19 protein-coding genes are annotated in these 23,900 nt (G+C 72.9%); 12 read left to right on the top strand and 7 right to left on the bottom strand.

What is annotated here, in order from left to right:
* The first annotated feature begins 99 nt into the window (after nucleotides 1–99).
* From ADY59_RS24155 to ADY59_RS24170, 4 genes are all read left to right on the top strand, one after another.
* On the top strand, nucleotides 100–3,189 hold the full coding sequence (locus ADY59_RS24155; RefSeq protein ID WP_063780762.1) for an AfsR/SARP family transcriptional regulator: 3,090 nt from the start codon (nucleotides 100–102) through the stop codon (nucleotides 3,187–3,189).
* 158 nt (nucleotides 3,190–3,347) lie between these two features.
* Nucleotides 3,348–4,793 carry an argininosuccinate synthase gene (gene argG / locus ADY59_RS24160; RefSeq protein WP_049565877.1) on the top strand — a complete coding sequence of 482 codons (1,446 nt, stop codon included), beginning with the start codon at nucleotides 3,348–3,350 and terminating at the stop codon, nucleotides 4,791–4,793.
* Nucleotides 4,794–4,944: 151 nt separating this feature from the next.
* Nucleotides 4,945–6,405 (top strand): serine/threonine-protein kinase, encoded by a 1,461-nt coding sequence (locus ADY59_RS47635; RefSeq protein WP_231618856.1) that lies wholly within the window; start codon nucleotides 4,945–4,947, stop codon nucleotides 6,403–6,405.
* 179 nt (nucleotides 6,406–6,584) lie between these two features.
* Entirely contained in the window at nucleotides 6,585–7,457 is an 873-nt protein-coding gene (locus tag ADY59_RS24170; protein ID WP_049565879.1) for a TIGR03560 family F420-dependent LLM class oxidoreductase, read from the top strand.
* Here ADY59_RS24170 and ADY59_RS24175 read toward each other — a convergent pair.
* The 3 genes from ADY59_RS24175 to ADY59_RS24185 form a co-directional block, all read right to left on the bottom strand.
* Nucleotides 7,429–9,354, bottom strand: a complete 1,926-nt coding sequence (locus tag ADY59_RS24175; protein ID WP_049565882.1) for a hypothetical protein — start codon at nucleotides 9,352–9,354, stop codon at nucleotides 7,429–7,431. The genes ADY59_RS24170 and ADY59_RS24175 overlap by 29 nt on opposite strands.
* Complete coding sequence (locus ADY59_RS24180) at nucleotides 9,351–10,922, bottom strand: P-loop ATPase, Sll1717 family (protein ID WP_156325694.1); 1,572 nt, start codon at nucleotides 10,920–10,922, stop codon at nucleotides 9,351–9,353. Before ADY59_RS24180 ends, ADY59_RS24175 begins: the two co-directional genes overlap by 4 nt.
* Nucleotides 10,923–10,992: 70 nt before the next feature.
* The gene (locus tag ADY59_RS24185; RefSeq protein ID WP_197093819.1) at nucleotides 10,993–11,217 is read right to left on the bottom strand and encodes an antitoxin; all 225 of its coding nucleotides are present in this window, start codon (nucleotides 11,215–11,217) and stop codon (nucleotides 10,993–10,995) included.
* A gap of 105 nt (nucleotides 11,218–11,322) precedes the next feature.
* Between ADY59_RS24185 and ADY59_RS47640 the strand changes: the two genes are divergently transcribed.
* The 6 genes from ADY59_RS47640 to ADY59_RS24215 all read left to right on the top strand — a co-directional run bounded on the left by ADY59_RS47640 (nucleotide 11,323) and on the right by ADY59_RS24215 (nucleotide 17,115).
* The gene (locus ADY59_RS47640; RefSeq protein WP_053175093.1) at nucleotides 11,323–12,246 is read left to right on the top strand and encodes a helix-turn-helix domain-containing protein; all 924 of its coding nucleotides are present in this window, start codon (nucleotides 11,323–11,325) and stop codon (nucleotides 12,244–12,246) included.
* Nucleotides 12,247–12,309: 63 nt separating this feature from the next.
* Nucleotides 12,310–12,915, top strand: coding sequence for a hypothetical protein (locus ADY59_RS24195; protein ID WP_049565887.1), 606 nt, complete (start codon nucleotides 12,310–12,312; stop codon nucleotides 12,913–12,915).
* A 131-nt stretch (nucleotides 12,916–13,046) separates the two neighbouring features.
* Nucleotides 13,047–14,123 carry a cellulose binding domain-containing protein gene (locus ADY59_RS24200; protein WP_049565893.1) on the top strand — a complete coding sequence of 359 codons (1,077 nt, stop codon included), beginning with the start codon at nucleotides 13,047–13,049 and terminating at the stop codon, nucleotides 14,121–14,123.
* Nucleotides 14,124–14,323: 200 nt separating this feature from the next.
* Entirely contained in the window at nucleotides 14,324–14,809 is a 486-nt protein-coding gene (locus tag ADY59_RS24205) for a hypothetical protein (RefSeq protein ID WP_049565896.1), read from the top strand.
* A 259-nt stretch (nucleotides 14,810–15,068) separates the two neighbouring features.
* Nucleotides 15,069–16,772, top strand: coding sequence for a hypothetical protein (locus ADY59_RS24210; RefSeq protein WP_156325695.1), 1,704 nt, complete (start codon nucleotides 15,069–15,071; stop codon nucleotides 16,770–16,772).
* A gap of 10 nt (nucleotides 16,773–16,782) precedes the next feature.
* Nucleotides 16,783–17,115, top strand: coding sequence for a hypothetical protein (locus ADY59_RS24215; RefSeq protein WP_049565902.1), 333 nt, complete (start codon nucleotides 16,783–16,785; stop codon nucleotides 17,113–17,115).
* Between the two features lie 39 nt (nucleotides 17,116–17,154).
* Here ADY59_RS24215 and ADY59_RS24220 read toward each other — a convergent pair whose 3' ends face one another.
* From ADY59_RS24220 to ADY59_RS24235, 4 genes are read right to left on the bottom strand one after another with little or no spacing between them, the layout of a single operon-like run.
* On the bottom strand, nucleotides 17,155–18,624 hold the full coding sequence (locus ADY59_RS24220; RefSeq protein WP_049565905.1) for an acyl-CoA synthetase: 1,470 nt from the start codon (nucleotides 18,622–18,624) through the stop codon (nucleotides 17,155–17,157).
* Between the two features lie 60 nt (nucleotides 18,625–18,684).
* Nucleotides 18,685–19,053, bottom strand: a complete 369-nt coding sequence (locus ADY59_RS24225) for a YchJ family protein (RefSeq protein WP_049565908.1) — start codon at nucleotides 19,051–19,053, stop codon at nucleotides 18,685–18,687.
* The gene (locus tag ADY59_RS24230; RefSeq protein WP_049565911.1) at nucleotides 19,032–19,904 is read right to left on the bottom strand and encodes an NAD-dependent protein deacetylase; all 873 of its coding nucleotides are present in this window, start codon (nucleotides 19,902–19,904) and stop codon (nucleotides 19,032–19,034) included. Before ADY59_RS24230 ends, ADY59_RS24225 begins: the two co-directional genes overlap by 22 nt.
* 22 nt (nucleotides 19,905–19,926) lie before the next feature.
* The gene (locus ADY59_RS24235; RefSeq protein ID WP_049565913.1) at nucleotides 19,927–20,640 is read right to left on the bottom strand and encodes a polysaccharide deacetylase family protein; all 714 of its coding nucleotides are present in this window, start codon (nucleotides 20,638–20,640) and stop codon (nucleotides 19,927–19,929) included.
* Nucleotides 20,641–20,742: 102 nt separating this feature from the next.
* Here ADY59_RS24235 and ADY59_RS24240 point away from each other — a divergent pair, with 102 nt between their 5' ends.
* Both ADY59_RS24240 and ADY59_RS24245 read left to right on the top strand, forming a co-directional pair.
* On the top strand, nucleotides 20,743–22,605 hold the full coding sequence (locus ADY59_RS24240) for a heparinase II/III domain-containing protein (RefSeq protein WP_063780761.1): 1,863 nt from the start codon (nucleotides 20,743–20,745) through the stop codon (nucleotides 22,603–22,605).
* The gene (locus ADY59_RS24245; RefSeq protein WP_049565933.1) at nucleotides 22,602–23,705 is read left to right on the top strand and encodes a substrate-binding domain-containing protein; all 1,104 of its coding nucleotides are present in this window, start codon (nucleotides 22,602–22,604) and stop codon (nucleotides 23,703–23,705) included. Before ADY59_RS24240 ends, ADY59_RS24245 begins: the two co-directional genes overlap by 4 nt.
* The last annotated feature ends 195 nt before the right edge of the window (nucleotides 23,706–23,900 follow it).

Below are 23,900 nucleotides of genomic sequence, written 5' to 3' on the forward strand. Positions count from 1 at the left end.
CTCAAATATGGTGTCAGCCTAATTCCGCCCCGCACCTCGTCCGGCCAGGGGGCATGGACCGTTCTCGATGCGGGCGGCGGCTTCATCAAGGAGATGTGCGTGGAGTTTCGACTACTGGGGGCACTCGAAGCCACCGCGGACGGGAAAAATCTCGAACTGGGCGGCACCCGCCAGCAAACCATCCTGGCCGCCCTGCTCCTGAACGCGGATCGGCCGGTCGCGATGACCCGCCTCATGGAAGCCATCTACGACGACGAACCGCCCGCGACCTCCCGCGCCCAGGTGCAGATCTGCATCTCGGCGCTCCGCCGCGTGTTCGGCGCGCACGGCCGGCCCGACATGATCGTGACCAAGCCGCAGGGATACGCGCTCATCTCGGGCTCCGCCAAGATCGACGCCCGCGTCTTCGAGAACCTCCTGGCCACGGCGCGCAAGCTCCGCGACTCCCGCAACCTCGAAGACGCCATCCGGCACTATCGCGAGGCCCTCGGACTGTGGCGCGGCCCCGCGCTCGACGGCATCGAGAGCCGGCTGCTGCAGGCCATCGCCGGCCAGCTCACCGAGCAACGCATCACCGCCAACGAGGACTGCATCCAGCTCGAGCTGGAGCTCGGCCGTCATCACGAGCTGGTCGGCGAGCTCACCGGCCTGGTCAGCGTCCACCCGCTGCGCGAGCGGTTCATCGCCCAGCTCATGACCGCCCTGTACCGCTCGGGCCGGCAGGCCGAGTCCCTCCAGGTCTACCGTGACGCGCGGCGCATGATGATCGACGAGCTGGGGATCGAGCCCAACGAGCGCTTACAGCAGCTCGAATCGGCCATCCTCACCGCCGACGAGAGCCTTGAGGCGCCGGCCACGACCTCACACACCGGCATCGAGCTGCGAACCGCCCACTCCACCGTGCCGGGCATGCTGCCCGCCGGCATCGCCGACTTCATCGGCCGCCAGAGCCAGATCGACGAGATCAAGAAGAGGCTGACGGAACCGCCCGACGGCGCGGCGCGCTTCGCCGTCCCCATCGTCGCCATCGCCGGCCGGGCCGGCATCGGCAAGACCACCGTCGCGGTGCACACCGCGCACAGCGTGGCCGCGCACTTCCCCGACGGCCAGCTCTACGCCGACCTGCACGGCGGCATCTCCCGCCCGGTCAGCCCGATGCAGGTGCTCGAACGCTTCCTGCGGGCCCTGGGCGTGTCGGGCACCGCGCTGCCGGAGACGCTGGAGGAGCGGGCCGAGATGTACCGCATGCTCCTGGCCGACCGCCGCATGCTCATCGTCCTGGACGACGCGGCGTCGGAGAGCCAGGTGCTGCCGCTGCTGCCGGGCAACCCCGACTCCGCCGTCATCGTCACCAGCCGCAGCAGGCTCGGCGGGCTGGCGGGCGCGACCCAGGTGGACGTCAGCCTGTTCGACGCGGCCCAGTCGGTCGACCTGCTGTCCCGGATCGCCGGGGCCGACCGGGTGTGGGCCGAGCCGGAGGCCGCGGCCGCGCTAGCCGAGCTGTGCGGCTACCTCCCGCTCGCGCTGCGCATCGCCGGCGCCCGCATGGCGGCCCGCCCGTACTGGGGTGTCGAGCAGCTCGCGGAGCGGCTGCGGGACGAGGCCCGCAGGCTGGACGAGCTCATGCACGGCGACATGGGCATCAGGGCCAGCCTGTCGGTGACCTACGAGGGCATCAGCGAGCAGGCGCGCCGCCTGTTCCGGCGGCTGGCGATCCTCGACGCGCACGTCTTCTCCGCCTGGACCGGAGCCGCGCTGCTCGACCAGCCGCTCGCCGACGTGCAGGACCTGCTGGACGACCTGGCCGACGCCCAGCTCGTCGAGGTGCTCGGCACCGGGAGGCACGTCGGCGTCCAGTACCGCTTCCACGACCTCGTCCGCGTGTACGCGCGCGAGCGGCTGGCCGCCGAGGAGACCCCGGCCATGCGGTCGGAGGCGCTGGCCCGGGTGCTCAGCGCCCTGCTCCACCTGACGCAGGCGGCCCGCCGCCGCGAGTACGGCCCGTCGCCCGGCTCGTACCCGCACGAGATCGCCTCGCCGCTGCCCGGGGAGCTGATCGACCGGCTGGTCGCCAAGCCGATCGCCTGGTTCGAGCGCGAGCGGCACGTGCTGCTCGCGGGCATCAGGCAGGCGGCCCAGGCCGGGCTGGTGGAGCTGTGCTGGCGGCTCGCGATGAACGCCGAGGCCTTCTTCGAGCTGCGCGTCTACCTGGACGACTGGCGCGAGACGCACGAGATCGCCCTGGAGGCGGCGCGCGCCGGCGGGGACCGGCGCGGCCAGGCCGAGATGCTGTACGCCAGGGGCTCGCTGTCGCTGACCGAGCAGCGCTTCGACGACGCCTCCCGGGACTTCGAGGCGGCGCTCGCGCTGTTCGAGGAGGTCGGGGAAGAGCTGCAGATCGCCAGGACGACGCGCAACATCGCGGTGCTGGAGCGCATGAACGGCCGGATGGAGGCGGCGATGGGCCACCTCCAGCAGGCGCTGACCATCTTCTCGGCCATCGGCGACCAGATCGCCGCCGCGCACACGCTGCACAACCTCGCCCAGATCAGGTCCGACTGCGACGACATCGACGGGGCCAAGATGCTGCTGGCCGAGGCGCTGGTCCGCAGCAAGGGCGGCGGCAACCGGCGGGTGACCGCCCAGGTGCTGCACCGGATGGGCCACGTCCACCTGCGGGCGCGCGAGGTCGCGATCGCGGCGGGCGCGTTCGAGGAGTCGCTGGCGGTCGTGCAGGAGATCGGCGACACCATCGGGGAGGCGTTCGCCCTGCACGGCTTCGGCGTGGCCCGGCTGCGGCAGGGCAAGTTACGCGAGGCCGAGCCGCTGCTGCGCGAGGCGCTCACGGTGGCCAACAGCTCGCGCCATCGGCTCGCGGAGGCGCACGCTCTGGCCGGGCTCGGCGAGCTGGCGCTGGCCACGGGCGACGCGGCCGAGGCAGCCGGCTGCCTGCACAAGGCGTCCGCGCTGTTCCGCCAGATGCGTACCCCGGTGCTGGAGGCGCGGACGCTGCTGATGCTGCGCCAGGTCGTCGACGAGGACGCGGCGGCCACCGCGCTGGCGCGGGTGCGCGAGCTGGCGGAGCAGGTCGGGGAGCGGGCGGGCGAGTCGCTGCGCGAGCAACTGGCGTCGGCCGCCTTCGAACCCCGCTCGCCGTACACCGACCCGCTGATCGAACCGCTGCCCTGATCCGTAAGCGCACGGCCCGGCCGGCGATTCTCGCGCGCTCGATACCCTACGGGGGCAGGGTGTCTCGGATCCAACCCGGGAGCGAGGCGGGGCTGGAACCGGCCACCTGGAGGGTGTCTATTGCATGGTCATGCAGAAGTATGTATATACTTCACCTCGTGTCCAAGGTACTCACCTCCCTGCCTGTCGGTGAACGTGTCGGGATCGCCTTCTCCGGCGGCCTCGACACGTCCGTAGCGGTCGCGTGGATGCGCGAGAAGGGTGCGGTTCCCTGCACCTACACCGCCGACATCGGCCAGTACGACGAGCCCGACATCGCCTCCGTGCCCGGCCGCGCCACGGCGTACGGCGCGGAGGTCACCCGGCTGGTCGACGGCCGGGCGGCCCTCGTGGAAGAGGGGCTCGCCGCGCTGGCCTGCGGCGCGTTCCACATCCGCTCCGGCGGCCGCGGCTACTTCAACACCACCCCGCTCGGGCGGGCCGTCACCGGCACCCTGCTGGTGCGCGCCATGCTCGAGGACGGCGTGCAGATCTGGGGAGACGGCTCCACCTTCAAGGGCAACGACATCGAGCGGTTCTACCGCTACGGCCTGCTCGCCAACCCGTCGCTGCGCATCTACAAGCCGTGGCTCGACGCCGACTTCGTCAGCGAGCTGGGCGGGCGCAAGGAGATGTCCGAGTGGCTGCTCTCGCACGGACTGCCCTACCGGGACAGCTCGGAGAAGGCCTACTCCACCGACGCCAACATCTGGGGCGCCACCCACGAGGCCAAGGCGCTGGAGCACCTCGACGCCGGCGTCGAACTGGTCGATCCGATCATGGGCGTGCGCTTCTGGGACCCGGCCGTCGAGATCGCCGCCGAGGACGTGACGATCGCCTTCGACCGCGGGCGGCCGGTCACGATCAACGGCAAGGAGTTCGCCTCCCCCGTCGACCTGGTGCTGGAGGCCAACGCCATCGGCGGCCGGCACGGCATCGGCATGTCCGACCAGATCGAGAACCGGGTCATCGAGGCCAAGAGCCGGGGCGTCTACGAGGCGCCGGGCATGGCCCTGCTGCACATCTGCTACGAGCGCCTGGTCAACGCGATCCACAACGAGGACACCCTCGCCAGCTACCACAACGAGGGGCGCCGGCTGGGCAGGCTCCTGTACGAGGGCCGCTGGCTCGACCCGCAGGCGCTGATGCTGCGCGAGTCGCTGCAGCGGTGGGTCGGCACGGCCGTCACCGGCGAGGTCACCCTGCGGCTGCGGCGCGGCGAAGACTACTCCATCCTCGACACGTCGGGCCCGGCGTTCAGCTACCACCCCGACAAGCTGTCGATGGAGCGGACCGAGGACTCCGCGTTCGGCCCGGCCGACCGCATCGGCCAGCTGACCATGCGCAACCTCGACATCGCCGACTCCCGCGCCAAGCTGGAGCAGTACGCCGGGTTCGGCATGGTCGGCAGCCCGCAGCAGGCGCTGATCGGCGCCACGCAGGCGGCCTCGACCGAGCTGATCGGCGAGATGCCCGAGGGCGGCGCCGAGGCGATCGCCTCCCGTGGCGAGGTCCCCGACGACGAGCTGCTCGACCACGCCGCGATGGAGTTCGGCACCGACTGACCGCCGGGCGCGGTTGATCGAAAGCCCGGCGCACCTGTCCCGCTCGCCCTTAATATCGTGCCTGTCCGTACAAGCCCGAGATCGGCTGGAGGCACCGGATGGCAGGGGCGAGCGCGACCGAGGGAGCACGGGGTCGGCCGCGTCGGCCGTGGTGACGCCGCTCGCGGGCCGCTATCGGCTGCTGTCCCAGATCGGGCGCGGCGGCATGGGCACGGTCTGGCGCGCCGAGGACGAGCTGCTGCAGCAGGAAGTGGCCGTCAAGGAGATCCGCCTGCCGCCCGGCCTGAGCGAGGCGGACCGGGCCGAGCTGACCGACCGCACGCTGCGCGAGGCGCGGGCGGCGGCCCGGCTGCGTTCCCACCCGTCGATCGTCACCGTGCACGACGTCGTCGTCGACGACGGGCGGCCGTGGATCGTCATGGAGTTCGTCCGGGGCCGCTCCCTCGAACAGGTGGTCCGCGACCGCGGGCCGCTGCCGCCCGGCCGCGTGGCCGCGATCGGCCTGCGGATGCTCGACGCGCTGAGCGCCGCGCACGCGTCGGGCGTGCTGCACCGCGACGTCAAGCCCGCCAACGTCCTGCTCACCGACGACGGGCGGGTGCTGCTGACGGACTTCGGCATCGCCACCGTCGCGGGGGACGACGCGCTCACCCGGACCGGCTTCCTGTCCGGCTCGCCCGGCTACATAGCGCCCGAGCGGCTGCGCGGCGAGCCCGACGGCCCCGGGTCCGACCTGTGGTCGCTCGGCGCCACGCTGTTCACGGCCGTGGAGGGCGCCCCGCCGTTCGCGCGGCCCAGCCCGGCGGCCGCGATGGCGGCCGTCCTGACGCAGGCGCCCGCCCCCTCCCGGCTGGCCGGGCCGCTGGTGCCCGTGCTCTCCGCGATCCTGGAGAAGGACCCGGCCCGCCGCTGCTCCCCCGCCCAGGCGGTGGCCGCGCTGGAGGCCATCGCGGGCGAGGCGGGCACCGAACTCGATCGCACCGCCCCCGGCCGGCTGCGCCGGCGCCGCCGGACGCCGATCGTCCTGGGCGCGTTGCTGGCCGTGGTGCTGACGGTCGCGGCGGTGGCGGTCGTGCTGCCCAGGGTGTTCCCGTACACCCCTCCGATCGTCTACCGCTACACGCCTCCGATGGCGCTGCCGTCCGCCTCCGGGACGGCCGGCCTGTTCAAGAAACCCTTCGAGGCGTGCGACCTGCTGACCCCAGGCCAGGCGGGCAAGGTGCTCGGCGGGCCGGTGAAGGAGCAGTTCTTCAGCGAGTACCACTGCAGCTGGACCGGGCCGGACTCCTCGCGCATGGTCGTGATGGCGTATCTGACACCGAACGTCTGGGGCGCCGAGCAGTTCTACGACATACAGGTCAAGTCGATGAAGCAGGAGCCGAGGCGCACCCCCGGCACCAAGGTCCGCGCCGGCCCGGACGTCGGCGACGAGGCCTTCAGCTTCACCCAGCGGAACAGGTTCTCCTTCATGCGGAAGCAGTACAACTCCGACCTCTCCTTCCGCCTGGCGAACGTCGCCGTCAGCATCAAGATCACCGGCAGCCGCCCCGGGTTCACCGACCTCGACCGGGCCGCCGCCTACGTCGAACGGGCCGTCGAGAAGCTGCGCTAGCCCGCCGCCGTCCGCACGCCGATCGTCTTCGGCCAGTTCCTGCGGCGGCCCGGCCGGGGCGGGGTCGCGGGCAGGTCACCGTGGGCATGAGACAATGGATGGACGACGCCCTCTCGGCCTCGGGTTCCAGGACCCCGGTGAGAGGGTTTTTTCATGCCCGGAAACGGAGGAACCCCTCGATGAGACTCGGTCTGACATGCCCTCGCTTCACCTGGCCCGGTGGTGACGCCGCCATCGCCGGCCGGTTCGCCGCCGCCGCGCGCGGCGCGGACGAGGCGGGGCTGCACAGCCTGTGGGTGATGGACCACCTCTTCCAGATCCCCAACTTCGGCGGGACGGAGGAGCCGATGCTGGAGGCGTACGGCGCGCTCTCCTACGCCGCCGCGCTCACCAGCCGCGTCACCCTGGGCGCGCTGGTCACCGGGGCGCCGTACCGGGCGCCGGGGTTCCTGCTGAAGCAGGTCAGCACGCTGGACGCGCTGTCCGGCGGCCGGGCGGTGCTCGGCATCGGCGCGGGCTGGTACGAGGAGGAGGCGCGCGGGCTGGGCCTGCCGTTCCCGCCGGTGGCCGAGCGGTTCGAGCGGCTGGAGGAGACGCTGCGGATCGCGCGGCGGATGTTCGCCGGCGGCGACGGGCCGTTCGAGGGCCGCCACTACCGGCTGGAGCGGCCGGTCAACGCGCCGGCGGCGCGGCCGCGCATCCTGATCGGCGGCAGCGGCGAGCGCAAGACGCTGCGGCTCGTCGCCGAGTACGCCGACGCGTGCAACTTCCTGTACGGCGCGGACGTGCCGCACAAGCTGGCCGTGCTGCGGGCGCACTGCGAACGCGCGGGCAGGCCGTACGAGGAGATCGAGAAGACGCTGCACATGCGCGTGCCCGGCGACGCGAGTGTCGCCGAGACCGTGCAGCGGTGCGGCGAGCTGGCCGAGCAGGGCATCGAGCACGTGATCGCCGCCCTCCCGGACGCCGCGGACGAGTCCGGGCTCGCGCATCTGGCGGAGGTGGCGCGGCAGGTCGCCGACGTCACCCCGGCGGGCGTGACGGCGCCCTGACGTCGGCGGGCGGCAGGTCGGCGGCGACCAGGCCGCGCTGGAACAGCCAGCGTCCCAGCGCGACGTAGGCGTCCACGTCGCGCGCGCCGAGGAACTGGTTGAGCGTCGAGTGACGCGGGAACCCGGAGCCGTCGGTGGCGAGCGCGACCAGGTCGCTGGGCATGTCGGCGCTGATGTGGGTGCGCAGCAGGACGAGGTTGCCGGCCGGGCTGTCGGCGGTGTCGTCCGGGTAGCTGAACTTGATCGTCACCACCGGGGCGTGCGAGGCGAGCAGCCGCCCGTCCGCCTCGAACTCGACGCCCAGCTCGGCGCGGGCCAGCGAGATCAGCCGCAGCGCGTTGCCCAGGCGCAGGTCGTCCACGGAGGCGTCGACGGCGAAGACGGTCCGGCAGCGCCTGCGCAACAGCTCCACGACGCCCGAGTTGTCCCAGTGCCCGCCGTCGGAGACGAACAGGTAGCGGTGCTCCTTGGACAGGTCGCCGATCGTCTCGCGCCATGTCGACAGGGGGCCGGGCTCGTACCAGCCTTCGACCAGCCACCGGGGCAGCCGCCCGGCCGCCGGGCCCGGCGGGCGGGGGACGACCGGGTTCGGCAGCCAGAGCCCGAGCCGCAGGTTCATCAGCGCCAGGGCGATGCGGCTGGCCCGGCCGGTGTAGCGGCCCATGTTGGGGGCGACGGCCGCGCCCGAGGCGGCCACCAGGCTGGAGGCGCGCAGCCGGTGGGCCACCTCGCGCGGCGCCTCGCCGATGGCGGCGCTGCCGACGTACCCGGCGGAGAAGACGAACGACGCGCAGCACTCGCCCTCGGCCGACTCGTTCGCGCGCAGGTTGACCGAGGCGCACACGAGCAGGTGCGGCAGCCCGTCGGCGTGCGTGTCGGCGAGCGTCACCTGCGACAGCCGCACCGGGTCGGCCCCGGCGCGCACCAGGTAGGCCCGGTCGAGCCGGCGCGAGTAGGTGCGGTGCAGGGAGGTGCGGTTGGCGTGCACGGCCAGCGCGAACACTAGCAGGACCAGCGCCGCTCCACCGGCGACCGAGCCCGTCACCGCATAGGGCAGCTGGCTCGCTTGACCGACCGCGAGCAGCAGCGGCAGCACCAGCGCGGCCACCATGGCCGCCGAGAACAGCAGCCGGAGCAGTTGCAGCAGCAGCCGGCGGACCAGGCTGGCGGAGAAGCCCCACTGCGTCCTGAACACGGCGATCGCCACCGCGCCCAGCACCGCGGCCAGCCCGGCCAGCCGCACCCCGGCGGAGGCGTCGAAGGTGCGCGCGTCAAGGAGCCGGGTGGTGAGCGCGACGACGTCCGGCAGCAGCAGCCCGGCCACCAAGCCCAGGACCGCCCGCCGCCCGGAGCGTTCGGCCCGGCCGAACCGCCCCTCCAGGAACACCCCGGCGACCGAGATCGCCGCGACCAGGGCCAGCCGCTGCTCGACGAGACGCGCGTACAGCAGGTCGTCCACCGGCACGAGCAGGCCGCCCGCGCGGTAGGCGGCGCCGAGCATGCAGCCGGCCAGCACGATCACGGCGGCCAGCGGCACCAGGTTCACCAGCAGCGTGAGCAGGTAGCGGGTGGCGCCGAGGAACAGGTCGGAGGAGTCCTCGCCCAGGTAGCGCAGGTTCCTGCGCAGGTGCTCCTCCTCCGGTGAGCCCCTGCTCCACGGCGGCGGCCCCTCGCCGCTCTCCGCCCGGGCCCTGGCGGTGAGGAACGCGGTGGCCGTGTAGCTGCCGCCGGAGACGGCCGACACGTAGCGGGCGCGGGCCAGCACGCCCGACTCCTCGGCCGCCTGGAGCGCGCCGAGCCCCAGGCACGCGGCCCGGACGCCGCCGCCGCCCAGCGCGATCCCGATCTGGTCGAGGCCGCCGGCGTCGGCCGCGTAGCGGTAGCGCGAGCCCCTCATACGGCCCGCTCCGGGGTGCCCGACGGGTAGACCGGCTTGACCGGCCCGGCCGACGGCAGCGCGTCACGGGAGCGGTACTGGCGGACGAACAGCGGGTGCAGGCAGAACTGGTCCTCGTGGGACAGGATCATCCGCCCCTCGGCCGCGTACGCGAACTCGGCCCGCAGGTAGCGCTCGGTCTCCCCCAGGTACCGGCCGAGGATGCCGAGGTCGGTGAGCATCTCCCTGGTCTGCACGTAGTCCAGGTCGCACTCCTTCCTGATCCCCGCCTGGTTGTACATCCGGTGCAGGTAGCCGTCGTCGAACCGGAACGGCAGGTACGGGATCAGCCGCTGGGCGACCACCTGCGCGCCCGGGTAGCGGAAGCTGTTGGCCGAGAACACCTCCGGGCAGAGCGTGGCCTCGGCCTCCGCGACGGCGGCCAGGATGTCGTCGGCCCTGATGCGCGGGGCCCCGGTCTTGGCGATCGCCGCGTGCAGCGCTTCGTTGAAGACGTAGAGCACCTGGCGCGGCAGCAACTGGGTGTGCCGCAGCACGTAGGCGACCGTGCTCTCCGGGACGGCGCCGGGGCCGAGCACGCTCGGCGGCAGCACCCGCTCCAGCAGCCGCTCGTGGTCGTCACGGCCGATGCCCTTGACCTCCTCGGGGAAGTGCCGCTCCAGGAACGTGCGCAGCCGCATGCCGACCGCGCTGAGCAGGTCCTGCCAGTGCCAGCGCAGCACCATGCGGCCGCTGAAGTCCTTGATGGGGTTGGCGGAGACCTGGTCCAGCACCGGCCACAGCTCGCTGGGGAAGCAGCACTGGATGCGCACGGGCGACGCGCCGGTCCGCAGCCCGAGCTGCCCCACCAGGTGGAACAGGCCCTGGAGGATGCCCCGGATCTCGTCCACGTGCTGGCCGATGTGCTCCAGGGAGTCGATGAGCACGAACACCGGGGTGCCGCGCGCGGCGATGACCTGCTTGGCGGCCTCGATCACCTCGCTCCACGGCCGGTCGGTCAGCCGGAAGCCGCGTCTGAGCGTCTCTAAGCTGATCACCGTGTCGCACTCGTCCACGTGCTTGATCAGCTTCAGCGTGGCGAAGTCGAGCGCGTCGTCGTCCTGGGTGGCCGAGCCGCTGATCTCCCGCCGGACCGTCGCGGTCTCCTGCCACAGGATCTGGTAGGCCCGCTCCGGGTCGTCCGGCTGCGGCGGCCCGGACAGCACCAGCCGGGTGATGATCGGCGCCCACAGCAGCATCTCCCACAGCTGCGCCACCCCCTCCACCGGCAGGATCATCGAGCGGCCGATGCGGCGGGTGGCCGCCTGCATGCCGGAGAAGACGCCCTGCGCGCTCAGCCGTACGGACTGGGCGCCCGGTTTGAACTCGCGCGACAGCAGCAGCGCCGTCTTGCCCGACCCGCGCCGCCCCACGATGAACGTCGGCGGACTGTCCTCCGAGCGCAGGTGAAGCTGGACGCGGGTGTCGTACAGGGCCTTGAGCACGGACGTGCTCGCGGAGTCCGCGATGGCGATCGGCCCCAGCGGGTGCTGGGTGGTGAAGAGATATTCGACGCCGTTGCCGCCCATGACGATCACCCTTGCTCGCGGAAAGCCGGTCCTTTCCTGATTAGGAGCCGGTGATCATGCGGCAGATACATCAGGGACGGTCCTCCGGCCGGGGAGGCCGCTCCGGCTCGGCCGGGCCGCCGCCACCGTAGCGGCGCTGGACCTCGTCCACGCCTTTGCCGATCTGCTCGTCGTACTTGTGGCCGGTGCGCTTCTTGGCGTACTCCTCCGCCTTGTCGACCGCCTTGTCGACGTGCTTGGAGTGCTTCCTGGCCAGGTTCTCGGCCTTCCTGACCCAGTCTCCGATGCCGCTCATGAGCATCCCCCTCGCGTCTTGCCTCGCCGCTCTCCCCTACCCGGCGTGGGCGGCAGCGAACGCGCGGTCATGATCGGTTGGCTACCGTACGGAGCACAGGAGCAGGTGACCGAATCGGGGGACGACGTGATCGACGGGATGCTGAGCAAGCTGCCGAACGGCGATCCGGGCTTCCACGCCGAGGGCAGCCTGGTCGAACTCGGCGCGTTGCGGGTGGAGAAGAAGACGTTGGCACCTCTGCGGCTGACGCGCGTCGCAGACTCCGACGCCGACGGCTTCTACCAGCTCCTGCTGCCGTTACGCGGCACGATGCACACCGCGTGGAACGGCCGGCGGCTCACCACCGGCGTCGGCGACCTGATCGTGCACGACATGGCCAGGGTCACCAGGGCCGACTTCGAGGCGCCCACCGGGACGGCCACCTTCCAGACCGCCGCCGTCACGATCCCCAGGTCGCTGATCTCCCTGCCGGACGACCACGTCGACCAGGTGCTCGGCCGCCGCATCCCGGCCGGCGAGGGGCTCGGCGCGCTGCTCGCCGGCTTCGTCACGAACGTCGCCGACCACGCCTCCGCCTACACGCCCGCCGAGTGCCCGCGCCTCGGGATGGCGCTGCTCGACCTGGTGTCGGCGTTGTTCACGCGCACGGTGGAGCGTGACGGCGAGCCCGCCCCGGGGTCGCACCGCCAGGCGCTCACCCTGCGCATCCAGGCGTCCGTCCTGCGGCGGCTCGGCGAGCCGGACCTGTCCCCCGGCGTGCTGGCCGCCGCCCATCACATCTCGGTCAGCTACCTGCACCGGCTCTTCCAGGAGCAGGGCACCACCGTCGCCGGCTGGGTCAGGGCCCAGCGCCTCGAACGCGCCCGCCGCGACCCGGCCGACCCGGCGCTGCGCCACGTGCCCATCCACGACATCGCGTCCCGGTGGGGCTTCTCGCACGCCGCCGACTTCAGCCGGGCCTTCCGGCGGACCTACGGCGCCTCGCCCCGTGACTACCGGCACCAGCCGCCCGGCGTGAGTGGAGTGTGAGTCAAGAGTCTGTGGAGCGGGTGCCATGGACCCGGCCGCTCACCTTGCGTGAGGATCCTCGTCATGTTCAGGATCCACCGCCTCCCGCCCGTGCGGCTGATGCTCCTCGCAGCGGCGGCCGTCCTCACCCTGTCCGGCTGCGGCGCCCCGGCCGGCACGGCACCGCCGGCCGAGCCCTCCCCCACCGGGTCAAGCGGCACGCCCGGGACTGGCGACACGGCGGGCTCGGTGCGGGCGACCCCGCCGGGGACGGAGCTCCGGCTGGGTGAGCGTGCCGTCCTGCCGTTCAGGGACGGCGTCATCGGCGTCACGGTGACCGCGGTCGACGCCGGTGACCGGGCCGCGTTCCGGCGGCAGTACGGCGAACGCGCCGCCGGGATCGTGCCCTATTACATCCGCTACGAGGTGGAGAACGTCGACGGCAGCGACCTGTCGTACAGTTCCGGCCCCTCGCTCGGCCTGGTGACCGCGCACGGCGGCCCCACCGGAGCGGTGGTCAGCGGCAGCATGCCGGACTGCGAGCGGGCCAACGCGCCCAAGGGCTTCACCCGGGCGGGCGCCACGTTCAGCTCCTGCCACCTGTCGGGCGCCGCCGGCCGCGTCGAGATCACCGGCGCGGAGTTCGACATGAACGCCTACCGCGACGCCCCCGTCTCCTGGCGCCGCTGAGGCCGTGGCCGCTGAAAGTTACACGCTCTTCCGGGCGACGTCGCAGGTCACCTTCCGGCCGATGCCGGGCGGCTTCCCGCCGTACGGGACGTTTCCTACGATCTGCGCAGGCGACGGACGGGAGCGGTCGGATGGCGAGAACCCGCGTACGGCTGGCGAGCATGCTGGCGAGCATGGCGGCGATGCTGATGCTGACCGCGGGGGCGGTGTTCCTCATGGCCACCCCGGCGAGCGCCGCGCCCGTGCGGATCATGCCCCTGGGTGACTCGATCACCGGGTCGCCGGGCTGCTGGCGGGCGCTGCTGTGGAACAAGCTGCGGGACGGCGGGCACACGAACGTGGACTTCGTCGGCACGCTGCCCGCGCAGGGCTGCTCGGTGCCGTACGACGGTGACAACGAGGGGCACGGCGGCGCGCTGGTCACCACGGTGGCCAACCAGAACCAGCTCGTGGGCTGGCTGGCGGCGAGCACCCCGGACGTCGTGCTCATGCACTTCGGCACCAACGACGTGTGGAGCAACGTGCCCCCGGCGACGATCCTGGCCGCGTACACCAAGCTCGTGGGGCAGATGCGGGCCAGTAATCCGGCCATGCGGATCCTCGTCGCCAAGATCATTCCGATGGCGCCGTCGAGCTGCGCGGAGTGCGGCGCGCGCGCCGTGGCGCTCAACGACGCCATCCCCGGCTGGGCCGCCGCGACCAGCACCCAGCAGTCGCCGGTCGTCGTCGTGGACCAGTGGACCGGGTTCAGCACCGGCGCGGACACCTACGACGGGGTGCACCCGAACGCGGCGGGCGACCAGAAGATCGCCGACCGCTGGTACCCGGCGCTCGTGGACGCGCTGTCCGGGACCCCGACGGTCAGCCCCACCGCCACGCCCACGGTGACTTCCACCGTCCCGCCCGGCGGCTGCTCGGCCACGTTCCGCAACGCGGGCCAGTGGCAGGGCGGTTTCCAGGGCGAGGTCACCGTCACCAACACCGGCGTCGTGCCGCTGAACGGCTGGACGGTGCGCTGGACGTTCGCCGACGGCCAGCGGGTCAGCCAGCTCTGGAACGGCACCCTGACCACCGAGGGCGCGGCGGTGACCGTACGGAACACCTCCTGGAACGGCGCGCTCGGCGGCCGTGCGACGACGACGTTCGGCTTCCTCGCCTCGTGGACCGGGGCCAACACCCCGCCGACGCCGACATGCACCACCGGTTGACCGAATAAATGACGAAATAGACGATAAATCGTCAAGACATTCCTCGTTCAATTTTCAACGTTGCCCAATCGTGACTGGGCGGCCTCGGCGGACTCCGGCACACCCGCGTCAGATCTGGACACAAGAGCTCTGACGAGCGGCCGGACATACGAAGAGAAGCCGAGGCACCGTCCATGCCGGACAACGGGAGAAGCACCCGAGTGAGGAAAGTCGCCACCACGCTCCTGGCCGCCGGCGCGCTCCTCTACCTGACCGCCACGATCGCGATCCGGGGCGCGGACGCCGCCGACGAGGTGGCCGGCATCATCGCCGGGTTCTCGCTGGTCCTCACCGCGCTCGGGCTGCTCCGGCAGCGCGGCGAGGCGCCGGCGCACCGCCCGTGCCCGGCCGGCCCGGATGCCGGCGCACCGCCCCGGCCCGCCGTGCCCACGCGGGCCTTCACCGCCGGGCGGATGCCCTGCGCGGAAACGGCGTACGCGGGCCACGGGCCGGTGTTCCCGCTGGGCTGGCTCGTCCTGGACACCGGCGACGGCCGGTCGATGGTGGGCGGGGCGATCCGCGAGCTCCGCGAGCTCGGCGGGCGCCTGCCCGACGGCATGGTCCTCGTGCTGTTCGCGCTTCCCGAATGGCACGCGCCGCCGGGCCACCTCGTGATGGCGTTCGGCATCGGCATGGCCCCGCGCTGACCCCCGCGAACCCGCCGGTCGTCATCCCGGCCGCGCCCACGACTGACCGGGCCCCGCACGGGGAGCCCGGCCAGAAGGGAGTCGGAGGCGCTGTGGGCGGGCTTGAGGAGCAATCACGTCGCCTTATCCACTTAATGGGGATTTATCGCCATAAATCGGGATTCGATGTTTCGGTTCGTGGCTATTCGATAACACCCGTTCAGGAAAAGGCCGTCCGCCTATATGGTCATCGCGCCCGTACATTCACAGGGAGAGCCACATGGACCCGAGCCACTCCCCGGCGATGAGCGCCCCCCGGATGAGCAACACCACACGCTACCTCTGCGGCGCCACGTATCTGGACAACGATTTCCGGGATAAGGTGCTGGCAGAATTGCTTCTCGACCCCTTCAGGGCGGTTCCGCCCTCTTATGGGGGATGCGATCTTCTGCCGATCATCCATCACGCCCGCCGCTCCCGGTCGATGCTCGTCGTCCGCGACGGGCTCATCACCGCCATCCTGCTCCTCGGGTTCGCGCTGTCGCCGATGAGCGTCATCGGGTGGCTGTCGTTCCTGCTGCCCTTCGTCCTGCTCACGCTCGACGGGGTGCGGCGCGGGCCGGCGCTGGTGCGGGGGCTGCTCTGGTTCTGGGCGCTCGGCAGCTACGTCATCCTGTTCGTCCTCGTCGCGCTGCTGGCGAGCCTCGCCGGCCTCGGCGGGGCGGCCGGCGCCTTGTTCGTGTACGCGTTCTTCGAGAGCGCCGGCTCGTTCCTGGTGCCGCTCGCCACGCTGGGCGTCGCCGTCCTCTACCGCATCATCGTCTACACGACGCTCGCCGGGAGCCTCAAGCCCGGCGCTCCCCCGCCCGCGCCGGCCCCCGAGCAGCCGAAGACCGCCGACCGCCTCGGCTACGTCGCCCGCGCCCAGACGGGCAACATCACGATGTACGCCAACGAGGACGCGTTCATGGGCGCCGGCGGCATCCAGCGGAGCTGGTCCATCGCCGTCGAGCTGGACCGGGTGCGCACGACCACGGAGACCGGCCGCGGCACCCGCCGCCGCGAACGCCCGGTCGACATCGACCCGGCCGAGCTGCACGCCTTCGTCCGCACCCGGCTCACCGAGATGCGTGAGCAGGTGCTGCGGCCCAACGAGGGCATCCGGCGGCTCGACATCGGCGACCACGTGGTGGCGCGCGGCATCTACACGGTCGCCGACTGGCCGGGCGGCCCCGGCCGTGGCGCGCACCCGCTGATCGACCAGCACGGGCTGCCCCGCTACCTGGCCACGCCCGAGGAAATCGCGGCCATCAGCCGCCATCCGCAGGGCGGCATCCGCTACTACCAGCGCGTAACGATCAGCCACGAGGGCCAGGAGATCCGCGACACTGCCGGTCACCTGGTCGCCCCGGCGGAGGATCAGGAGGCGGTCACCTCGGCGTTCATCTACCTGGCGGTCGAGGGGCGCATGCTCTACACGCAGTTCGTGGTGACCGCGCTGCCCCCGGCCAAGAAGGATTACCACGTGGTCGACCAGCTGCCGACCATGACGGGCGGGCGGATCGCGTGGGAGGCCGTCCGGGCGCTGAAGCTGCTCCTGCTGCGCGACGTGCTGGCCGCGCCCGTGCGGCTGGCGCGCACCGCCGTGCGGGCCGTCCGCCAGCAGCTCGTCACGCCGGACCCGTCGCAGCACGTCGTCTACCCGTACGGCGCCCGGCTCAGCGTGCGTGAGCTCGGCGCGAGCGCCGGGATGCAGACCTACATCCAGCGGCTCGACACCGCCAAGTACGTCAAGCTGATCGAGCACCGGCTCACCGAGTCGGTGCTCGACTTCCTGGAGGACAACGAGGTGGAGACGGGCGCCTACCGGATGCAGGCCGCCAACGTGATGATGGACATGTCGGTGCGCGACAGCGTCATCAACGCCCCGATCGCGATGGGCCTGAACGCGTCTGCGTCGATGGACCACCGTTCCCGCGGCTGAGAGGGCACCCATGGGAGATCAGTACGGCATCCGCATCGACGGCGGCACGGTCAACGGCCCGATCGCGATGGGCCCGAACGCCCGCGCCACCGTCCACCATGCCGGCGCGGGCGAGGCCGGCCGGCTGCTGGACCGGCTCGTCCGGCTGCTGGCCGAGCACGAGCCGAGCCTGGCCGAGCCCGCCCGGGCGCGCCGGGACGCGGCCGACGTCCGGCAGGAGCTGCAGGAGGCCGAGCCGGACCGGGGCCGCGTCCTCGACGCGCTGAAGCGGCTCTCGGTCAGGGCCGCGGAGGTGACGGCGATCGTCGAGGTCGTGGCGCAGATCCAGGCGCTGTTCGAATGAGGGCGGGGGCGAGAGTGAGGGCGAGCGTGCGGCGCCGGGTCACCCGTAGAGCGCCCGGATCCGGGCCTTGAGCAGCTTGCCGGCGCCGTTCCTCGGCAGCTCGTCCACCAGTTCCACATATTTCGGGATCTTGTAGCGGGCGAGCCGTCCGTCCAGGAAGGCGATCAGCTCCTCGGGCCCGACCGTCTCCTCCGGCCTCGGCACCACGATCGCCTTGCCCACCTCGCCCCACTTCTCGTCGGGCACCCCGATCACCGCGCACTCGGCGACCGCGCGGTGCCCGTACAGGACGCTCTCCACCTCGGCGGGATAGACGTTCTCGCCGCCGGAGATGATCAGGTCGGTGATCCGGTCGGAGATGCGCACGAAGCCGTCCTCGTCGGCCACGCCGACGTCGCCGGAGCGGAACCACCCGTCGGGCGACAGGACCCGCGCCGTCTCCTCCGGCCGCCGCCAGTAGCCGGGGGTGACGTTCGGGCCCTGTACGTGGACCTCGCCCGGTTCGCCGGGACGCGCGGGCGAGCCGTCGGCGGCGACGAGCCGGACGTCGGTGAAGAAGCACGGCACCCCGGCCGTCCCCGCCTTGTCGACCGAGCGCGCCGCCCCGAGGAAGAGGGCGCCCGGGGCGGTCTCGGTCATGCCGTAGCCCTGCAGGAACGTCAGTCCCCGGTCCTGGTAGACCCGGATCAGCGGCTCGGGCACCGGCGCGCCGCCGCACAGCAGGTGCCGCAGGCTCGACAGGTCGGCCGTCGCCCAGCGCGGCGACGCCGCGAGAAACTGGAACATGGCCGGCACCCCGAACATCACGGTGACCCGTTCCCGCTCGATCAGGTCGTAGGCCCTCCCGACGTCGAAGCCCGGCTCCAGGATCGCCCGCGCCCCCTTGAGCACGCCGGGCACCAGCGTCTGGGCGAGCGCCGCGATGTGGAACAGCGGGGCGCTGACCAGCACCACCTCGTCGTCGCCGAGCGGCACGTCGACGAGCAGGTTGACGGCGTTCCAGACGAGGTTGCCGTGGGTGAGCACGGCGCCCTTGGGCCGGCCGGTGGTGCCCGAGGTGTACATGATCAGGCACAGGTCGTCGTGCCCGACCGGCTCGTCGATCGGCTCCGGGCTCCCGGCGGCCACCAGGTCCTCGAACGCGGAGACGTGCCGGCCCGGCAGCCCGGCCCCGTCCTGCCCCTCCCCCAGCAGCACGACCGAGGCGCCGGCGTCGTCCAGGACGTGGCGCAGCTCGGGGGCCGCCAGCCGGGTGTTGACCGGCACGAACACCGCGCCGATCAGCCCGGCGGCGAAGAACGTCTCCACCAGCGCCGGATGGTTGGGCCCGAGGTAGGCCACCCGGTCGCCGTGCCGCACGCCGAGCCCGCGCAGCGCCGAGGCCAGCCGGTTGGTGCGCAGGTGCAGGTCACGGTAGGTGCGGCGGTCGTCGCGGTAGCTGAGGGCCACCCGGTCCGGCGTCATCCGCGCCCGGCGCGCGGGCCACGAGCCCAGTCCCTGATTGCGCATCGGCACTCCTCGGGGGGTTTTGCCCCAAGTTAGGCCACTATCCGAGGCGTGTCACCGTGCTCAGAGCCCGCCTTCGTACACCCAGCGCCCGTCCACGCGGGCGAACCTGCTGTTCTCCTCCATCGCGCCGGCGCGCCCGCGCTTTCGGTAGTGCGCCCGGAACCGCACGGTTCCCTCGGTGTGCACGACGCTCCCGCCGGTGGTCTCCAGGATCTCCAGCCCGGTCCACCGCACCCGCCGATCGAGCCCGGCGCCCGGCGGCCGGCTCGCCGGATGCCACGTGCGCAGCAGGTAGGCCTCGTCGCCCACGGCGAACGCGCTGAACCGCGAGCGCATGAGCAGCTCCGCCGTCGGCGCCGCGGCCTCCCCCCGGTGGAAGCGTCCGCAGCAGTCGCGGTAGGGGGCGCTCAGCCCGCAGTGACATGCCATCCCCCCATTGTGCCGGGGGCGCCGGCGGCCGAGGACAGGCCGGCGGTCAGGCCGGTGAGTGTGGGGCCGAGAGGGGCGTCGAGGGTGAGCAGGGCGTCGGCGTCGCCGCCGGTGGGGCCCTGGTTGACGATGGCGATGGGGATGCCGAGCGCCGCCGCCCGGGTGACGAAGCGCAGCCCCGACCGCACCTTCAGGGACGAGCCGAGCACGAGCAGCGTGCGCGCGGCCGCGACGAGGGCGGAGCACTCGTCCACGCGGGCGCGGGGGACGTTCTCGCCGAAGAAGATGACGTCGGGCTTCAGGACGCCGCCGCACGCGCGGCAGTCGACCAGGCGGAAGCTCTCCTCCTGCTCGCCGGTCAGCTCGGCGTCGCCGTCGGGGTTGATCCGGCCGTCGGCGTCCCAGCCGGGGTTGGCCGCGCGCAGCCGGGCGTCGAGGTCGAGGCGCGGGGTGCGCTCCCGGCACGACAGGCAGACGACCCGGTCCAGGCCGCCGTGCAGCTCGATCACCCGGCGGGCCCCGGCGGCCTGGTGCAGGCCGTCGACGTTCTGCGTGACGACGCCCGCGACCAGGCCGCGCCGTTCGAGCTCGGCCACCGCCCGGTGGCCGTCGTTCGGGCGGGCGGCGCCGATCTGCCGCCAGCCGACGTGGCTGCGCGCCCAGTAGCGGCGGCGCGCCCGCTCGCTGCCGGTGAACATCTGGTACGTCATCGGATCGGACTTGCGGGCCCGGCCCGTCGGGCCCCGGTAGTCGGGGATGCCGGACTCGGTGGACAGGCCCGCCCCGCTGAGCACCACCACCCCGCCGCCGGCCACCAGCTCCGCCAGCGACCTCTTCGCGCTCTCGTTCACCCTTCCATGGTGCCCGAGACCGTCAAGCGGAGCCGCCGAGCAGCTCGCCGACCGTGACGAACCGGTAGCCGTCGGCCCGCAGCGCCCGCACCACCCCGGCGATGGCCCCCCGGGTCTGGCGCCCGTTGGAGTACCAGGGGTGGAGCAGCACGATCGAGCCGGGCCGGACCTGCTCGCGCACCTGGTCGACGATCTGCGCGGAGGTGGGGGTGGCGCCGGAGTCGGGCTCCACGTCCCACATCACGGTGACGCGGTCGTGCTCGGCCAGGTAGAGCGGCAGCGTCAGCAGCTTCTTGCCGGTCGGCGGCCGGAACGGGATGTCGCCCCGCTGCCCGGCCCGCCGGATGAGCGCGTCGGTCGGCTCGATCTCGGCCGCGACCGTGGCCGGCGGGACGAACACCATCCGCCGGTGCGTGAACGTGTGGTTGCCGAGCTGGTGCCCGGCCGCGACCAGCGCCGCCGCGTGCTCGGGCGCGTCACGCAGCTCGGACCCGACGACGAAGAACGTCGCCGGCGCCTTCTCGGCGGCGAGGATGCCGATGATCTCCCGCGTGTGCTCGTCCGGGCCGTCGTCGAAGGTCAGGGCCACGACCTTCGCCCCCGTCTCGACCCGGTCCACGAGCCGCCCGGCGAGCTGGAACGTCCGCGCGTTCATCACCAGATAACACCCTGCCGCCACGACGACCAGCAGCGCGACGGTGACCGCCAGCCCTCTGCGAATCCGCGATGCCCTCATGGGCGCAGGAGTGTACTCACGGAGCTGACCACTCCGATCGGTTATGTGAAAGAGTGTCCTAGCTGTTCAACTTCGATCACATTCGATCGGAATGATGGGGTGATGATGACCGACACCGCGACGGGCCCGCTGCTCACCGCATGGGGGGCACCGGGGGCACCGGGGGCCCTGGGGGAGAAGCTCGCCCACCTGCTGCTGCCGCCCGACGCCGCGCTTCCGCCCGTGTCCCCGGCGGACCCCGGCGCAGCGGTGCGGGACCTGGCCCGCGCCGAGCGTGGCACGCCCTGGCCGCAGCCGCTCGCCTCGCAGTACGCGCGTTACTTCAAGGACGGCGACCGCACCTCGTACGAGACCAGCGTCTTCACCCGGCAGGACCGGCTGACCAGGGCCGTGCTCATGGCGGTGGCCACCGGCGACGGCGCCTGGGTGGACGAGGCCGCCGACGGGATCGTGCTGCTGTGCGAGCAGAGCTCGTGGTGCTGGCCGGCGCACGACGACCATCACCGGCGCCTCGGCGTGGTGCTGCCCGACCTGTCCGGCCCGTACCTCGACCTGGGCGCCGCCGATGTGGCCGGGCAGCTCGCGTGGGCCGACCACGCGCTCGGGCGGCTGTTCGACGAACGGTTCCCGGGGCTGCGTGAGCGGGTGCGCGACGAGGTGCGGACCCGGGTGCTGGAGCCGTTCACCCGGCGGCGCGACTGGCACTGGCTGGGGCTCGACGGCGACGTGCACAACTGGTGCCCGTGGATCTGCGGCAACGTGCTCGTCGCCGCACTGCGCCTGGCCGAGCCCGGCGCCGAGCGGGCCGGGCAGGTCGCCTGGGCGGTGGCGGGCGTCGACCGCTACCTGGCCGCGCTGCCCGCCGACGGCTCCGTCGACGAGGGCTACGAATACTGGTGGAACGGCGCCTGCCGTGCGCTGGAGGCCCTGGACGTGCTGGAGCACGCCACCTCCGGCGCGCTCACCGCCGTGGACGTCCCGGTCGTCCGGCAGACCGTACGCTTCCCGCACCGGATGCACCTGGGCGGGCCGTGGTACGTGAACTTCGCCGACGCCCGCGCGCTGCCCCCCGCCGGGCAGCCGTGGCAGGTGGTGCACCGGTGGGCGCGGCGGCTCGGTGAGCAGGACGCCGGACGGCACGCCGCCGCGCACCGCGACGCCGCCGTCTCCCCCGAGGCCGAGCTGGGCCGGGCACTGGCCGAGCTGGCCGACGAGACGTGGCGCACCGCCGGGCCCGCCGAGCCGCCACTGGCCGACGGCGTCTGGCTGCCCGGCACGCAGGTGGGCGTGGCGCGCACCCGCGACGGGCTGACGCTCGCGGTCAAGGGCGGGCACAACGCCGAGCACCACAACCACAACGACGTCGGCTCGGTGATCATCGCCGTCGACGGCGTCCCGGTCGTCGCGGACGCGGGACGGCCCACGTACACGGCTCAGACGTTCGGGCCCGACCGCTACGCGATCTGGACCATGCGCAGCGACTGGCACAGCGTGCCCGAGGTGCGCGGCACGCCGCAGGGGCAGGGCGAGCGGTTCCGCGCCCGCGACACCGAGGTGACCGACGAGGCGGGGATCTTCCGCGTACGGCTCGACCTGGCGGAGGCCTACCCCGTGGAGGGCCTGGCGCGGTGGTGGCGGACGGCCAGGCTCGACCGGGACGCCGGGACGGTCACGATCGAGGACGCCTGGAGCTTCGCCGCCGCCGGTGCCGGCAGCGTCCTGCACTACCTGCTGGCCGGGCAGGTGACGCTCTCCGCCGGACGCGCGGAGGTGCGGCCCGTCGGCGGCGGCCGGACGGTGTTCCTCTCGTGGGACCCGGGCCGGGCGGCCGTCTCGACGACCGTCCGCGAGCTGGACGACCCTATGCTCTCCTCGGTGTGGGGCGAGCGGATGACGCGGCTGGAGCTGCGGCTGCCCGGCACGGCCGGCGGCTCCTTCCGGATCCAGGCAGGGGTGTGCGCATGACCGTTCCCGACTCCGCGACGCCGCTGCCCGACGAGCGGCGCGCCCAGGTGATCGAGCTGCTGCGCCGGCGCGGCGTCGTACGGGTCAACGACCTGGCCGCCGAGCTGGACGTCTCCGCCATCACCATCCGGCGCGACATCGCGCTGCTGGCCTCCCAGGGGGTCATCCGCCGGGTCCGCGGCGGAGCCGTCCTCCACTCCGGCGACCCCGAGCCCGCGCCGGAGGCCGCCCCCGAGCCGGGCCCCGCCGACCAGCTCACGATCGGGATGGTCGTGCCGTCGCTCGACTACTACTGGCCGGACGTGATCCGCGGTGTCCGGCAGGCGGCCGCCGACGCCGGCGTCCGCGTCGTGCTGCGCGGCGCCACCTACCAGGCCGCCGACGAGCGGCGGCAGCTGTCCTGGCTGGTGGAGTTCCTGGGCGTGGACGGCCTGCTGGTGGCGCCCACCGTCACGGGCGACGACGGCGAGGCACTGGTCCGCTGGCTCCAGCGGGCCGGCGTGCCCGTCGTGCTCATCGAGCGCACCGCCACCCTCGGTCCGTACCAGGAGGCGATGGAGTCCGTCGTGAGCGACCACGCCCTCGGCGCCGCGATGGCCGTCCGCCATCTGGCCACGCTCGGCCACCGCCGTATCGGCGTCGTCACCACCTCCCAGAGTCCCACCGCCCCCCACATCCGGCGCGGCTGGCGGCAGGCCTGCGACGAGCTCGGCCTTCCGCCCGACGGCGCTCTCGACGTCACCACCGCCGACCAGCGCAGCCCCGCCTGGCCCGCGCAGCTCGACGAGGTCCTGACGCGCTGCCGGTCCACCGGCGCCACCGCGCTCCTCGTGCACTCCGACCCGGAGGCGATCAGCCTCGTCGAACGCTGCCAGGAGCTCGGCATCCGGGTCCCCGGCGACCTCGCGGTCGTCACCTACGACGACGAGGTCGCCGAGCTGTGCGACCCGCCCCTGACCGCCGTCCGTCCTCCCAAGGCCGCCATCGGGCGTGCCGCGTTCGCCCTGCTCGCCGCCCGCCTCGCCGACCCCGACCCGCACCGCCCGGCCCACCGCATGGTGGTCGAACCCACCCTCATGGTGCGCACTTCATCGTCATAGGGTTTCGGGGTCCTTCACCTCGTCAGGGGAGGGCGAGGGTGTCGGTGGTGCCGTCGGGCCAGGTGATGCGGGCGTCGCCGGTCAGTGTGATCGACGGCGGGGAGCCCGGGGCGGCGGTGGCGCCGAGGTGGAGGCAGGCCGTGTACCACTGGTCCGCGTGGGCGGGGGCGCTGGTGGCGCACCACGGGATGAGGG

The organism is Nonomuraea sp. SBT364 (assembly GCF_001083785.1).
GTDB lineage: Bacteria > Actinomycetota > Actinomycetes > Streptosporangiales > Streptosporangiaceae > Nonomuraea.